This is a genomic window from Clostridium neonatale (genome assembly GCF_001458595.1).
Classification (GTDB): Bacteria; Bacillota; Clostridia; order Clostridiales; family Clostridiaceae; genus Clostridium; species Clostridium neonatale.
The window spans coordinates 1,673,301-1,688,113 of sequence record NZ_LN890328.1; the positions used below are offsets into that span (position 1 = coordinate 1,673,301).

Below are 14,813 nucleotides of genomic sequence, written 5' to 3' on the forward strand. Positions count from 1 at the left end.
TTATTGTAAATCACTAATATTTTCTTGCATTTTAAGAGTTGATTCAATAATATAATATTTTTTCAAATGCTATCCTTTTGCTTCTATCTTCTAGATAAATTACCCCACAATATTTAAAACCATTTTTTTTAAAAAATTTTTGCATTGATAAATTTTCTTCATGTGTATCGATCTTTATACTCATTATATTTTTATTTTTGCACATCTCTTCTACACTTTTTAAAATTAGACTTGATAAACCCAAACCTTTATATTCGTTATCAATAGCTATTCTATGAATTACAGCATATTTATCATTACTTATCCAATTCCCCTCATATATAAAATCATATGTTCTTTCTTTATCAAAAGATATTGCCGCTGTTCCAACAATACTATTGTCTTTTACTAAAACATAACCTATTTTATTATTAATATCAGCAAGTATGGTATCTTCATTGGGATAGTTATTTTGCCATTGATCTATACCTTTTTTCTTAAAATAATTTTGTGCTTGATGTATTATTTTCATTATACTTTCAATATCACTTTTTGATGATTTTCTTAATTCCATGCTATTCCCCACTTAACTTTTGTTATTTAATTTGTACCTTAACATATTACTACATTTTTAATATTCATTATAGTAATTATACAAAATTCTTAAGCAGTTCAATATTATAAATTTATAAATTTATTTTTTTGAGTAATTTTACGTTTCTCCTAAGTTTAAATCTATTTCTATTTCTATTAACTATAATATAGAAATAAAAATAGATTGTATATTTTTAATCAAATCATCTTATCTTTATAAATTAAATATCTGTGATTTTATATTCTGGATGCTTATATCTTTTCTTTCCTATAGTTTTATCTGAAAAATTAATTGCTTCATTAGGACAACAATTTATACACTTCATACACAAAATGCATTTTTTATTATCCCTTAATATTTTTCCATCTTCTAATTTCAATGCATTAACAGGACATCCTTTCACACATGACTGACAGCATGTACATTTGTCATTGACATCAAAAGGTATTGTTCTTGTACTTAAATCAAAGAACATTCCACCAATAATATATGATTTAAAATATGACTTTAAATTTAAATAACTGGTTCTTTTATAAGTTTTCTTTATATCAATTATACTTTCACATATCTTTTGAATTTCTTTTCCAGCTTCCTTTACTCTTCGTTCTTCTTCCTCTTTTGGAAGTTTATTTTCTGCAACTGTATAATTCCCTGGCATAAGAATATTATAACTACCATCTAATGATAATTTAATTTTATTTAGGCATGAATTTAATACATCAGGTGCTGCTTCATAATCTCCTGCACAAGTAGATATGGAATATACATATTGATTATCATAATTCGTAAATTTCAAATCTTTTATAAAATTTGTAACAATTTTAGGTGGTATGAATCCATGTATTGGATAAACAAATCCTATATTTTCATGATCCTCTAATGTATATATAAATTCCTTATTTTTTATAGCCATAGGTATTGATATACATTTCTCATTTAACTTTATAGCTGCATTTTTAGCAACATATGCCGAATTTCCTGTTCCACTAAAATAAAATATCATTTTTATTCTCCTTCCTTAATTCCAATATATTTTTTACTTTTCTTTTTAAATAAATTTAGAAACATTATTAGTATAATTGAGATGATCCAAAAATCTCCAGCAATAAATTTTATAGATGTAAATGTACTTGATAAGAAAACTAAATAATTTATTCTGGCTGGATAGTTAAAAAGTATTATGAGCAAAAATAAATTTTCAATCATATCACAAGCTGCTCTTAAAAGCGCAAATCCAAAAATTATTTTATATCTTTCTTTTACCTTCCTTACAATTATTTTAGTTAAATCATATTGAACATAGCAAAAAGAAATTATGAAAATAAAATCTACAAAAAGTAGTCTTACATAATGATGTATTCCCTGTTCTGTAAGTGCACTTAGAGCAGAATATACATAATCGCTGCTATATTTAAACATCATATCAAATATCTCAAAACTACTACTGTATTTTTTTAGTCCTATTTCTCCAACACTAGTTGCTTCCATTAAAAATAAAGTAAATGCAAAAGATACATAAATTATGAATTTTAAAAATTTGTTATTAATTTTAATCATCATATCCTCCTTATAGTTTGTCTATATTCATTCGTTCTAGATATTAGTGTAACATCTATAAAATCTATTAATTATCTAATGTTATCAATTATTATATGCAATATTTACATCTAATAATAATCGATATATTGACAAATTCTCATATTTTTAATACCATTTTAGTATACCACCGGTTTACTTGTATACCACAAGTATACTCTTTATCAAAATTTAGTCAATAGGAGATTTTTATGGATAATATATCTAAAAGAGAAAAAGAAAAGATTCAAAAAGAAAACGAGATAATAGATGCTGCTGAAGAATTATTTTGTTTAAATGGATTTGAAGGCACATCAATGAATGATCTGGCAAAGAAAGTTGAATATACAAAAAGAACAATTTATAAATATTTTACATGTAAAGAAGATTTATTTTTTGCAGTACTTTTAAAATCTTATGTTAATATGGTTAATTCTATCAGTTCCTCTATAGATGACAATTCGACTGGCTTTGAAAAAATCAAATCTTTTTATCATAGCTTTAATAATTTTTCAAGTACGGAGTCTAATTTAATAAAATTGATGGGTATGATTGGAATAGCAAAGCATAAGAATGATGAAACAGATATGCCTTATAAAACAAAATTTTATGAATTTAATAAAAAATTATTTTCCGAAATTTATAAATTATTTGAGGAAGGAAAACGTGATAATAGTATAATACAAGAATATGAAACTTCTAAACTCGTTTTTTCATCTATATTTACTATGACAGGATTCTTTCTTATGCTTTCTACATCAGGAGATTCTTTTACAGAATCTTTTAATTTAGATAAAAATGATTTTGTGGAATTTACTATAGATTTTTTAACAAACTCCTTTAAAAACTAATTCAATATACTAAAAATATTAAATTAGTTTTTAAAGGGCATAAAATCAGAGTTTAGTGGAAATTAACCGAAATTCGATATATGAATTTAGATGAGGCAAAGAAATAAACCTCTTATGTGATGCTCTCTCAATGTCATCAACTTAAGAAAATATAAAACAATACTTGCCAGTAGGCAGAAAATTTGCAACCTCGCTATGGATATTAAATCTATAGCGAGATTTGATTTTATTAAAAATATTAGATTATTATCACAAATTTTAAGACAAGCAAACAAATTTCCTTGCAAAAAATTAATAGAACCCACAAAATGTTATAGACTTTTGTGGGCTTATGGTGAAAACTAATATTATTTTTTCTTAAATATTGATTTTATTGACCGCTTTAACACATCAAAGAAACTTAATGAAGAAACTATATGATCTGCATCTACATAATTTCTAACAGTGCGAAGTACTCTTTTTGCATCTTTAGAAGCAAAGGTATAAGTACCATTTTTCTTTGTGCGGACTGCATATCGTGGAATCCACTTGCCTTTAAACAATATAGATACAATTACATAATCAACCTCTTCCCAGGGAATTTGAATGAATTTGCGAGGATCACGAGAATTATAAAACTCAAAACCTTTATCTCCAATCATTATTTTCCCATAGTCTGTAAGTCCCGCAAAAGATGTGGCATCAATTGCAAGGTCCACTTTTGTATTAAGTGATTGAACCATCTATCCTACCTCTTTTCTGATTATAAGTACTTTTATTTATATTATACATTTTATATCAATTATCATAAAGCTCATTAATATCAACTATATTTTACTTATTCATTTAATCAATATTCCAAAGATTATTTTTTTGTTTATCATGAAATTTTGTGATAAATAATAATTTACATCACTTATACGGCCTATTTACTTGGTTTTGAATAAAGAATTGATGTTTAAAAAGCACCTTTTCACAAAATTCTGTGATGAACCTTTTTTATTCTTCAGGAAATTATTCCTATGAATAATCCAGGATAAATTGTAGAAATATTACAATAAACTAAATGCATAGTTCCTAAAGAATAAAAAATAAATTATATGCGCCTGGCCTTTTCTTTGGTAAGCTCAGAAAATCCAGAGTGCCCTGAAAAAAATCGACGGCTTAAAGGATTACGTTTTATAAAAGCTATTATATTCTATTGAATTTATATTTTTATAAAAGACTATATCATAGTCGCCTTGGCGTTTTTTTTATTTTATATTAACAAAGCCTGAGCTAAAAGCCCAGGCAAAACAAAAATGTTACATTAATCCAATTAAGTGGAATACAATACCAATTAAGAATAATCCAAGGATAATAATAATTGGAGATACTTTCTTCTTAAGTAACCACATACAAATTAGTGTGATTAATAATCCTGCAAGACCAGGAATTAATGAATCTAAGTTATTTTGTAATGTTGTAACTTTTTCCGGAGTTAATGACATACCAGATGCTTGTTGCATTAGAGCTTGTTTTATACCTTCTGCTCCAGCTGGTAGACTACTCCAGTCAATGTAAGCACCCTCACTTAACTTAACTGATGATACTACTGGAGCAAAGCTTACAGATACCCATCTGTTAACCAATGATCCTAATATGAACATACCAAGGATGGATGCTCCTTTTGTAATATCTTGTAATATACCACCAGATAAATCCTCGGTAATACGAGATCCTGCTTTGTAACCAAACTCTTGTGTATACCACATAAATGCCATACGGATAATATTCCAAGCGAAAAAGTAAATAAATGGTCCAAGTATATTACCACTCATAGCAAGGGAAGCAGCTAATGCCCCTAAAATCGGCTTAACAGTAAACCAGAAAACTGGATCTCCAATACCAGCTAAAGGTCCCATCATACCAACTTTAACACCTTGAATAGTTATGTCATCGATTGGTGCACCATTTGCACGTTCTTCTTCTAAAGCTAATGTTACACCAATGATTGGTGAAGCTACATATGGGTGAGTGTTAAAGAATTCTAAATGACGTTTTAATGCATCTGCTCTTTCTTCTTTAGTCTTGTATAATTTTTTGATTGCAGGAATCATTGCAAATGCCCATCCACCGTTTTGCATTCTTTCATAGTTCCAAGAACCTTGAAGGAAAGTTGAACGCAACCAAACAGAAATACGATCTTTTTTTGTTAATTTTAATTCTTTTGCCATTTTATGTCCTCTCCCTTCTTAGTATCTATCAATGAGATCCCCGACTGGATCTCCTGTATTTGAGCTTCCGCCATTACCTGAACCACCTTGTTTAGAAAGTGCCAAGTAAACAAGAGCTAAAGCAACACCTATTGCACCAAGTCCGATAAGTGTAATTTGTGAAACAGTTGCTAATACAAAACCGATTGCAAAGAATGGCCATACTTCTTTTGTAGCCATCATGTTAATTACCATTGCGTAACCAACAGCTACAACCATTCCACCACCGATTGCTAAACCATCTGTTAACCAAGCAGGCATAGAATTAAGTAATGAACTAATTGGAGCAGCTCCAATTGCTAAAATCAAGGCTGCTGGAATTGCAATACGTACACCTTGCATACAAATAGCAATAACATGCCATATTTCAACTTTTCTCATATTTCCTTGTTTAGCGGCAGCATCCATGAAATGTACAAACGCTGTAGCAATAGTACGACAAATAATTGTTAATAATAAACCTGCAACTGCTAGAGGAACAGCAAGAGCGATTGCTGAAGCAACTCCTGCTTCACCTTGTCCTCCAAGAACTAGAATGATTGCCGATGCAACTGATGCAAGCGCTGCATCTGGTGCTACAGCAGCACCGATATTTGCCCAACCTAAAGCAATCATTTGAAGAGTACCACCTAAGATTAGGCATGGTACTAAATTACCTGTAACTAAGCCAATTAATGTACAAGCAACTACTGGTTGATGAAAATGGAATTCATCCAAGATACCTTCTACACCAGCTAGAAATGCTACAATAATGACTAATATAATTTGAACTATATTCAAATCCATAATTGTTATCCTCCTTCTTTATCTAACTTTATCTAACTAAATTATTTTTGTTTATTTAATTCTTCTTGTGCCTTTTTCATAATTTCATTCATATTACCTTTTGAATCACTTGGCACTTTACGAACATCAAAATCAAGGCCAGATTTTTCTAAATTCTTGAATGTATCAATGTCGTTCTGATCAAAAGCAAGCACTTTGTTTGGTTGAACCTTACCAATAGAGTGAGCCATTGAACCAACATTAATTGTCTTTAAAGGTACTCCACCTTCTACAACTCTAAGTACATCTTGTGGGTTTTCAAAAAGAAGCATTGCACGTTGCCCACCAAAATGCTGATCATCTTTTGCCAGTTTAATCATATGATCAACTGGTACAACATGAGCTTTAACTCCTGGAGGAGCTGCTTGTTGAATTAGATTTTTACGAAGCTTGTCCCTTGCTACTCCATCAGAAACAACAATGATTCTTGTAGGATGCATAGCCTTTGTCCAAGCTGTTGCTACTTGACCATGAAGTAGACGTGAATCAATACGAGCCAAAACATACTCAAATGATCCAGGTGCACCTGAATTAGACTGTGCCGCTGAATCTCCAGAAGCATTGCCAGCATCAGCTGGTTCTAATTCTTCAGGCTTAACTTTGACTCCTTCTTTAGCGGAGTTTGTGATATAAGCCGCAATTTCGTGTGCAGATTCCATTGAAATACGTGCACCATAAGCTTCAATAAGCATTGGTAAATTTAATCCAGCTACAATTGCCCACTTGTCTTTATGTTCTTCAAATAGACCATTAGCCTGATTAAATGGTGTACCTCCCCAGAGATCAACTAAGAATAAGACTTCATCTTGGTTGTCCAAGGATGCTATTGCATCTTTCATTTTTGCTTTAAGATCATCAGGTCCTTCACTTGGCATTAATGTAACAGCTCTAACATTTTCTTGTTCTCCGAAAATCATTGAACCAGACTGCATTATACCTTTAGCAAATTCTCCGTGACTAGCAAGAATAATTCCTACCATGTTTTATACCTCCTATTTTTTTATTTGTTACCAAAACAAAAAAAGACATAAACACTCGGAAATAAAATAATACAATAGTTGTTTATATCTCATCACATTTTTGTACACTGAATTTAATCATGTAAAATAGTATAATACCTAAATAGTAATGTACAAAACGTGTAATATTATAAACAAATATTACATTTATTCTATTATTTTCCTCATGCTTATGCCTGATCGAATCAGTAACACGCTAAATATTGTTTTTTTATTGCAGCCCTTTAGGATCTCTCATTAAATTTCTCCTTCTTGACTACGTTTCCATTCTATCGCTTTTTTAACTCCATGTCAATACATTCTACATATTTTTGGTTTTTAAGTAGTTTATTGAGAGAATCATCATGGTTTTTATGACTCATAAAACATTTCCTTTTCTATTATACTAACCTTAAATAAGGGACGTAGAAAGTTTAGATTGGAATAACCGAAATAAAGCTCTTATGTGTGGCTCGCTTGCTACAAAAATGAAGCTAAGAATTCAAACATGCAGACATTGTACCCACAAATGTTTGCACCAATGTAAAATTGGACAAACATTTGTGGAACAAGTCTACATGAAGAATTCTAAAGCGTCATTTTTGAATGCAAGACACCGCCAACATAAGAGCTTTATTTCTTTGTTTCATCTAAATTCAGAGTAGTGGTATTATTGTTGCTATAAATACATTTTTAAATTAAGGAATAGTTATTTATATATGTTAAAGATTTAAAAGGTTAATATTTTATCATTTTTAAAAAGATATAGATTTATAAATATCAGAATATATATTCTTACGAATTTGCTTATTCTATGCTGGTTAATGTGATTTTTATAGTAACTTCATAAGTTACATCCATTGATTAGAAGATATACTTTAAGGCATAGAATATAAAAAACATTAATCATAATTAAAATAAATTGAGTATATATGATTTTAGAGAAAAACAAAGAAATTCAATATATGAATATGCGTAGTATTGTATTGGAAATTTCAGCTTTTAAATTCTTTGGCAGAGGCTGTTCCAAAATTGTTTGTCCAAAAACTTGCTTTTTGGAGCAAACATTTTTGGACGCAGCCTCTGCCATTAGAATTTTGGTACTCTATAAGTGTAGATACAAATCATAAATATATGATTTAACATCTGCACTTATTTTAATTTATAATAAAGGGAGTAATTTGGTATGACGACTTTAGAATTGGGTTTTAACATCCGTAGCTAAAACTGTCAGCCATCCCTTATTATAAAGATTCGATTAAGCAGGTTGAAACCGTACGGCTTTCGTGTAACTAACCAAAATGAATTGTAATAAGTGTGGGTGGATTAAAATTACAATAATTTTTTAGGAGGATTAACATGATTAGTGTTGGAATTGATGTTTCAAAAGGAAAAAGTACAGTATGTATATTGAAAGAATATGGTGAGGTTATTAGTGAACCACATGAAATAAATCATACTGAAGCTGATTTAAAAGCATTAGTTGAATCTATTTCTGAATTAAATGAAGAAACTAGAGTTGTTATGGAAGCGACCGGTGCATACCATTTGCCACTACTTACTTATCTTAAAAATCATGGTATATTTGTAGCCGTAATAAATCCATTAATTATGAAAAAATATTCTGCTATAGGATTAAGGAAAGGTAAAACTGATAAATTAGATTCTATCAAAATAGCTAATTATGGAATTGATAATTGGTTTAAATTAACTGACTATGAAGCAACAGATGAGGTGTATTCTGAATTAAAATTATTAGGTAGGCAATATTCTCATTATATAGCTATGAGAATAGAGAGCAAACTTGTACTAAGTAATCTATTAGATAGAACAATGCCAGGAATTAAAAATCTATTAAAAAATAGATCCGATAAGCCAGAGAAAGATAAATTAAATGATTTTGTTAAAGAATACTGGCATTACGATAATATTACCAAGAAAAATGAAAAGCAATTTATAAATAGTTATTTTAAATGGGCAAAAAATAAAGGATACCATCAAAGTGAAACAAAAGCAAAACAGATATATGCTTTAGCACAAGAAGGCATCCCTACACTATCTTCTAGTACCCCATCAACCAAAATGTTAGTATTAGAAGCTGTTCGAGTTCTTAGCGAAATAGATAGAACTCTATCTATGATATTATCACAAATGCAAGAATTAGCAAGTAGTTTAAAGGAATACAATGTTGTTAGAAATATGCCTGGAGTTGGAGATACATTGGCTCCACGCTTAATTGCTGAAATCGGTGATTTAAAACGCTTTTATAATAAAAAGGCTTTGATAGCTTATACGGGTATTGATTCACCTCCTTTTGAGTCGGGACAGTTTGTTGCAAACAAACGTCGTATTTCTAAAAGAGGTTCTGCATTATTACGAAAAACTGGATATGAAATTATGAAATGTATCAAAAGTGCCAAACCAAAGGATGATCCTATATTTTTATATATGTTAAAAAAAGAAGCAGAAGGAAAACCTAAAAAAGTTGCTAAAATTGCTGCATTAAATAAGTTTCTAAGAATATACTACGCTAGAGTAAAAGAAGTCTATAATACTTAAATTTAGATAGTATCTATATCTAAATTAAACAGAATTTCTGTTTAATTTATTTGTCATGCAAAAAATATATAAAAAACCTGCTAAAAAAAACTTGATTTTTCTTAGCAGGTTTTAGCTGAAATTTCCCTACAATCGAGCATATCATATATTGAATTTCGGTTATTTCCCACTAAACTCTGATTCTACACAATATATTTATTTCATGTAAAATAACCCTGTTTTTCATAATATCTAATGATTTTTATCGATATCTAAAATTGTTTGCAATAATACATTAGCACCTTTCCAACATTGTTCAATAAAATCAATTTTTTTTGTACGTGGAACAAGTATCATTGCAGTGGGAATAATATCAGAAATAAATTTCGAGTTATATTCACAATCACTATATATTTTCGTACTTGTATATCCATACTTTTCTATATTTTTCTCAATACTCTGAATAAATTCTGGATAAAAAATTTTTTTGTCATTAAAGCCTTCAATAATTCCCATATCAATATCTTCTTTTTCAAGGTCTCGCCCTTGCTCTATGGCAACCTCTATAAATCCTATATATTTTTCTGAATTCACTCTATTGTCAATTGTACCCATATATCCACTTGCTTCTAATGCTTCCTTAAATGTAACTCCTTCTGAATCTATAGAATCTATCATAACGCTCTTCTCAAATTTACCACAAATAACACCAGATGCCATCAGAGGGGGATAAAAACGCGCACCTTTTGTATTTGTCCATACAACAAGTGTTATTGAATGTCTATGAGGTATTTTCTCTTTTACAATTGTTTCAATAGCTTCAAGAGCCGCTAGAACACCTATTGTTTCATTAGAATCTTCTTCTTTAGCAGAATCTAAATGCGAACCAGTTATTATTGATGAATCAAATAAATCACCTTTAAGTGTAGCATAAATATTAGCCATGTCATCTGTTTGTATCTGCATTCCGAGGCTTCTGCATCTTTTACATAACTCTTCTCTTGCCTCTAACTCTTCAGGTGATAAAGACAGCCTTGTTATTCGATCATTCCCTGTATCTCCAAATTTATTAAATATTTCTATTTTATCAGCCATTCGTTCTAAATTTGTTGTTAGCATCTCTCAATCCTACAAAACTATTGTTTTACAAATCTTATTTATTAGATTTGTAAATATTATTTCTTCGGGAGTCTTTTCCCTGGTTTAATAGCTTCCGCTGGACAAATTGTAACACATAACTGACATCCTACACATTTATTAACTATGAGAACAGGTTTATTATTTTTTTCACTTATTTTAATAGCCTGATGTCCTCCATCATAACAAGATAAATAACAGCGACCACATCCGATGCATTTTTCCATATCAAGTCTTGGATAACAAATACTATCTCTTTCTAACTTATCTGCAGATACAATATTAGGCAATGCTTTTCCAATAATATCATTTACACTTTTATAACCATTTGAAACTAAATATAATTTTAGTCCATTTATTAAATCATCAATAATTCTGTACCCATATTGCATTACTGATGTTGTTATCTGTAAATTTTCGCATCCTAAAGCCAAAAATTCACATGCATCTTTCCAAGTTTCAATCCCCCCCATTCCGCTTATAGGAGTCTCTTTTAATTTATCACACTTTTTCATTTCATTTATAAAACGTAATGCAATAGGCTTTACAGCTTTTCCTGAATATCCACCTATACTTGTTTTTCCTTCTACACTCGGTTCTGATTCAAAGTTAGTTAAATTTACATTCATAATACTCTTAATGGTATTTATAGCAGCTATCCCAGTTGCTCCTGCTTCCATTGCCGCCATTGCTGGCACTTCCATGTGTCCAACATTAGGTGTCATTTTTGCTAAGATTGGAAGCTTTGTCCCTTTTCTTGTTGCTTTTGTATATATGGCTACAAGTTCTGGATTTTGTCCAACATCAGATCCTAATCCTTCTCCCACCATTTGTGGACATGAAAAATTACATTCAATTATATCAGCACCTGCTTCAGTCATTATTTCTGCAAGCTTTGTCCATTCTTGTTCATTTTGTCCCATAATTGATGCTACTATTACTTTTGTTGGATAATTCTTCTTTAATTGTTTTATGAATCCTACATTTTCTTCAAGAGTATGATCTGATATTTGTTCAATGTTCTTAAATCCAACAAATGGAACATTTTCTTTAGTTAATGCTGCAAATCTTGGTGAGACTTCTTTAGGTACAAATAAACCTATTGTTTTGAATGCGACACCTGCCCAACCCATTTCAAATGCTTTTGCTACCATTTCATAATTGTTTCCAACTACTGATGAAGAAAGAAAAAATGGATTCTCACAATGAACATTACAGAAATCTATTGATAAGTCAACTTCTTTTTCTTTTATCTTAGTTTCATCTGAAATATTTTTCATTATTCTATCAATTTGTACAGGAGTATTTAGTTTTCCTTTTAAACAAGCTTCCTTACATGGTTTATCTTCACAAGTATCACAAGGAAGTACATCTGGCAGTTTATTAACTGCCCCTGCCTTATTTTCAAATCGCAGTGAGCGTATAATTTTATCCACTTCTACCATGTAGGGGCAAGCTTTTGTACAAGGTGCATCTCTGCAAAGTAAACATCCTGCTACATCTTCTCTTAAAGTAATATCCTTATATAAACTGCTCATCTTTATGCCTCCTAATATTAGTAATTTTTATTTTCTGCCTTCTCTCTTCACAAATTCTCCAAATCCTGGCTTTCCAACAAATTCACCATTATCATATACTAAATTTCCACGCACATAAGTCATTACTGGATATCCATGAAGTTTTTTACCTTCCCAGATTGTATGATCATAATCTGAATGCATATTATCTACTGAAATTGTAAATTCCTTTTCAGTATCATAAATAACAATATCAGCATCCTTTCCTACAGATATTGAACCCTTTTCAGTACATCCAAATATTTTAGCTGGATTAAAAGAACATAATTCTACTACTCTGTTGAAGCTTAACTTACCTTCATTAGCTGCTGATAGCATATATGGATATAGATTTTCTACACCTGCACATCCATTGGGAATCTTTGTAAAATCATCTTTTCCCCAGTCTTTTTCGTAGCTTTGGAATGGACAGTGATCTGTAGCTACTGTATCAATTGCACCTGTCTTTAAAGCTTTCCAAAGTGCATCTTGACTTTCTTGTCCTTTCATTGGTGGCGAACATATAAAGTTTCTTCCATCTTCTCTTTTATAAACATCACATGTAAATTCCAAATATTGTGGACATGTTTCAATATATATATCATTTCCATCCATTTTAGCTTCAATTGCAGCTTCTAACCCCTCCTTGTCTGCCATATGAACCAAATACAATGGTGCATCTACTGATTTTGCCCAGTGAATTGCTCTTTTATCTGCTTCTGCTTCTACGAATTCTGGTCTGCTTAAATAATGATACCAAGCTGAAGTTTTTCCTTCCTTTAAGAACTTTTCAATATTTAAATCAATTACATGTGGATTTTCTGCATGGATATTTGTAATTGCCCCTGTTTCTTTAGCTTTTAAAAGAATTTTAACCAAAGTACCATCATCCACCATCATTCCTTCTTTTTTATAAACTAAGAAACATTTAAAGCTTGTTACACCATAATCTACAGCATCTTTAAATTCATCTAATATAGCTCCACCATTTAAATCTGTTATACAGCAATGGAATGCATAATCTACACACGCCTCTTGGTCACACATTTCTTTTCTTGCTTCAATTGTTTCAATTATTCCACTGCCTTTTCTTTGCATTGGATAATCAAAAACTGTAGTAACTCCACCACATGCTGCTGCTCTTGTCCCTGCAAGATAGTTGTCTGCTGATACTGTACCTCCAAATGGCATTGCAAGATGTGTATGTGCATCAATTGCACCTGGTAAAACAAGCTTTCCTAAAGCATCTACAACATTTGCTCCCTCTTCATTAAAAGCAGTTCCTATTGCACTTATTTTTCCATCCTCAACTAATATATCAGCTTTATAACTCTCAGATTGTGTTACTATTGTTCCATTTTTTATAATTAATTTCATTTTATATTCTCCTCCCTTAAATTCATTTTGCCCCCTAAATAACTTCTATTTTGTAGCTTCATTCCAATACTTTGAAGTAAATGTTGTATCATCAACCACTGGATCACCTGCTAAGTCTTTATTGTAAAGTTTTAAGAATTTAGCTGTCTGTTTAACAGCATCCATATCAATTTGACCAATTTTACTTGAATCAAATCCTTCTGGTGATACTAACTTTGCAACTTCTTGTGCCATGTAAGTTTGGTGTTCTAAAGAAACTGATTGATCTACATCATAAACAATCTTTCCTGCTGCATCTGGATCTTTACATGCATCCTGCCATCCTTTAATTGAAGCTCTTAAAAATCTAACCAATACATCTTCATTTTTAGATGCCCATTCAGAATTAACAAATAAGCAATCTTCAAGCATTGCAACATCTTCATCATTCATGTCAATTACATTTAAATCATCTTTTGAAATACCATTTTCAAGTAATAAACCAAATTCATTATAAGTCATAGCTGATGCTACATCTATTGAGCCTTCTTGTACTTGATCCATTGTGTAATCTTGTTGTACTAGTTCTAAGTCTGAATTTTTATCTAACTTATATTTTTCTAAAAGTGCAAGAACTTCATATTCATTACCACCAAACCAGTTACCAACTTTCTTTCCTTTTAAATCTGCTGGTGAATTTATTCCTTTATCTTTCTTAGATACTAATAAAAATCCTGATTTTTGAAATGGTTGTGCTACTTCTTGAAGTTCATATCCTTGAGCTTGATATGTCATTAAGCTTGATACCCATGTTACACCAATATCAGCTACGCCATTATAAACATTTTGTTCTGGAATTATATCACTTCCACCTGGAAGTATCTCAACATCAAGTCCTTCTTCTTTATAGTATCCTTTATTTGCTGCCACATAATATCCCATGAATTGAGACTGTGGAAGCCATTTTAATTGAAGTTTAACTTTGTCTAATTCCCCGTCTTTCTTTTCTGTATCTCCACTTTCTTTAGTTTCCGTTTGAGTACCTTGTGCATCAGAAGATTTTGAATCAGAAGATCCACATCCTGCAAGCATCATAACCATCATTCCTGCTGCTAATAGCATAGATAATATTCTTTTTTTCATAATATTTCCTCCTTTTTAAATAAACA

14 protein-coding genes are annotated in these 14,813 nt (G+C 30.5%); 3 read left to right on the forward strand and 11 right to left on the reverse strand.

Annotated features, from left to right (window positions below; all coding sequences use genetic code 11):
• Positions 1-43 precede the first annotated feature (43 nt).
• The 3 genes from BN2920_RS14515 to BN2920_RS14525 form a co-directional block, all read right to left on the reverse strand.
• Positions 44-553, reverse strand: coding sequence for a GNAT family N-acetyltransferase (locus BN2920_RS14515; RefSeq protein ID WP_058295706.1), 510 nt, complete (start codon positions 551-553; stop codon positions 44-46).
• Positions 554-794: 241 nt separating this feature from the next.
• The gene (locus BN2920_RS14520; RefSeq protein WP_058295707.1) at positions 795-1,577 is read right to left on the reverse strand and encodes an EFR1 family ferrodoxin; all 783 of its coding nucleotides are present in this window, start codon (positions 1,575-1,577) and stop codon (positions 795-797) included.
• 2 nt (positions 1,578-1,579) lie between these two features.
• Entirely contained in the window at positions 1,580-2,134 is a 555-nt protein-coding gene (locus BN2920_RS14525) for a hypothetical protein (protein WP_207644376.1), read from the reverse strand.
• 227 nt (positions 2,135-2,361) lie between these two features.
• Between BN2920_RS14525 and BN2920_RS14530 the strand changes: the two genes are divergently transcribed.
• Entirely contained in the window at positions 2,362-3,000 is a 639-nt protein-coding gene (locus tag BN2920_RS14530; RefSeq protein WP_058295709.1) for a TetR/AcrR family transcriptional regulator, read from the forward strand.
• Positions 3,001-3,347: 347 nt separating this feature from the next.
• On the opposite strand, the gene BN2920_RS14535 is transcribed toward BN2920_RS14530, so the two are convergent.
• The 4 genes from BN2920_RS14535 to BN2920_RS14550 form a co-directional block, all read right to left on the reverse strand.
• On the reverse strand, positions 3,348-3,722 hold the full coding sequence (locus BN2920_RS14535; protein WP_058295710.1) for a DUF956 family protein: 375 nt from the start codon (positions 3,720-3,722) through the stop codon (positions 3,348-3,350).
• 561 nt (positions 3,723-4,283) lie between these two features.
• Positions 4,284-5,195, reverse strand: coding sequence for a PTS system mannose/fructose/sorbose family transporter subunit IID (locus BN2920_RS14540; protein ID WP_058295711.1), 912 nt, complete (start codon positions 5,193-5,195; stop codon positions 4,284-4,286).
• An 18-nt stretch (positions 5,196-5,213) separates the two neighbouring features.
• Positions 5,214-6,020, reverse strand: a complete 807-nt coding sequence (locus BN2920_RS14545; RefSeq protein ID WP_058295712.1) for a PTS mannose/fructose/sorbose transporter subunit IIC — start codon at positions 6,018-6,020, stop codon at positions 5,214-5,216.
• Positions 6,021-6,061: 41 nt separating this feature from the next.
• On the reverse strand, positions 6,062-7,039 hold the full coding sequence (locus BN2920_RS14550) for a mannose/fructose/sorbose PTS transporter subunit IIA (protein ID WP_058295713.1): 978 nt from the start codon (positions 7,037-7,039) through the stop codon (positions 6,062-6,064).
• Between the two features lie 999 nt (positions 7,040-8,038).
• Here BN2920_RS14550 and BN2920_RS21940 point away from each other — a divergent pair.
• Both BN2920_RS21940 and BN2920_RS14555 read left to right on the forward strand, forming a co-directional pair.
• Positions 8,039-8,200, forward strand: coding sequence for a hypothetical protein (locus BN2920_RS21940; protein ID WP_207644377.1), 162 nt, complete (start codon positions 8,039-8,041; stop codon positions 8,198-8,200).
• Between the two features lie 216 nt (positions 8,201-8,416).
• Complete coding sequence (locus tag BN2920_RS14555) at positions 8,417-9,616, forward strand: IS110 family RNA-guided transposase (protein WP_058293047.1); 1,200 nt, start codon at positions 8,417-8,419, stop codon at positions 9,614-9,616.
• A gap of 231 nt (positions 9,617-9,847) precedes the next feature.
• Here the strand turns inward: BN2920_RS14555 and BN2920_RS14560 are convergent, their stop codons facing one another.
• The 4 genes from BN2920_RS14560 to BN2920_RS14575 are packed head-to-tail and all read right to left on the reverse strand — an operon-like array spanning position 9,848 to position 14,787.
• Entirely contained in the window at positions 9,848-10,714 is an 867-nt protein-coding gene (locus BN2920_RS14560; RefSeq protein ID WP_058295714.1) for a hypothetical protein, read from the reverse strand.
• A 56-nt stretch (positions 10,715-10,770) separates the two neighbouring features.
• A complete protein-coding gene (gene preA / locus BN2920_RS14565) occupies positions 10,771-12,270 on the reverse strand; it encodes an NAD-dependent dihydropyrimidine dehydrogenase subunit PreA (protein WP_058295715.1) in 1,500 nt (499 codons plus the stop codon).
• 27 nt (positions 12,271-12,297) lie between these two features.
• Positions 12,298-13,665: a dihydropyrimidinase gene (gene hydA / locus BN2920_RS14570; RefSeq protein ID WP_058295716.1), complete on the reverse strand. Its 1,368-nt coding sequence runs from the start codon at positions 13,663-13,665 to the stop codon at positions 12,298-12,300.
• A 45-nt stretch (positions 13,666-13,710) separates the two neighbouring features.
• Positions 13,711-14,787: an ABC transporter substrate-binding protein gene (locus BN2920_RS14575; RefSeq protein WP_058295717.1), complete on the reverse strand. Its 1,077-nt coding sequence runs from the start codon at positions 14,785-14,787 to the stop codon at positions 13,711-13,713.
• Positions 14,788-14,813: the final 26 nt, after the last annotated feature.

Coding starts and splice junctions, on each gene's coding strand:
- BN2920_RS14515 (WP_058295706.1), bottom strand. CDS start 553: ATGGAATTAAGAAAATCATCAAAAAGTGATATTGAAAGTATAATGAAA.
- BN2920_RS14520 (WP_058295707.1), bottom strand. CDS start 1,577: ATGATATTTTATTTTAGTGGAACAGGAAATTCGGCATATGTTGCTAAA.
- BN2920_RS14525 (WP_207644376.1), bottom strand. CDS start 2,134: ATGATGATTAAAATTAATAACAAATTTTTAAAATTCATAATTTATGTA.
- BN2920_RS14530 (WP_058295709.1), top strand. CDS start 2,362: ATGGATAATATATCTAAAAGAGAAAAAGAAAAGATTCAAAAAGAAAAC.
- BN2920_RS14535 (WP_058295710.1), bottom strand. CDS start 3,722: ATGGTTCAATCACTTAATACAAAAGTGGACCTTGCAATTGATGCCACA.
- BN2920_RS14540 (WP_058295711.1), bottom strand. CDS start 5,195: ATGGCAAAAGAATTAAAATTAACAAAAAAAGATCGTATTTCTGTTTGG.
- BN2920_RS14545 (WP_058295712.1), bottom strand. CDS start 6,020: ATGGATTTGAATATAGTTCAAATTATATTAGTCATTATTGTAGCATTT.
- BN2920_RS14550 (WP_058295713.1), bottom strand. CDS start 7,039: ATGGTAGGAATTATTCTTGCTAGTCACGGAGAATTTGCTAAAGGTATA.
- BN2920_RS14555 (WP_058293047.1), top strand. CDS start 8,417: ATGATTAGTGTTGGAATTGATGTTTCAAAAGGAAAAAGTACAGTATGT.
- BN2920_RS14560 (WP_058295714.1), bottom strand. CDS start 10,714: ATGCTAACAACAAATTTAGAACGAATGGCTGATAAAATAGAAATATTT.
- preA (WP_058295715.1), bottom strand. CDS start 12,270: ATGAGCAGTTTATATAAGGATATTACTTTAAGAGAAGATGTAGCAGGA.
- hydA (WP_058295716.1), bottom strand. CDS start 13,665: ATGAAATTAATTATAAAAAATGGAACAATAGTAACACAATCTGAGAGT.
- BN2920_RS14575 (WP_058295717.1), bottom strand. CDS start 14,787: ATGAAAAAAAGAATATTATCTATGCTATTAGCAGCAGGAATGATGGTT.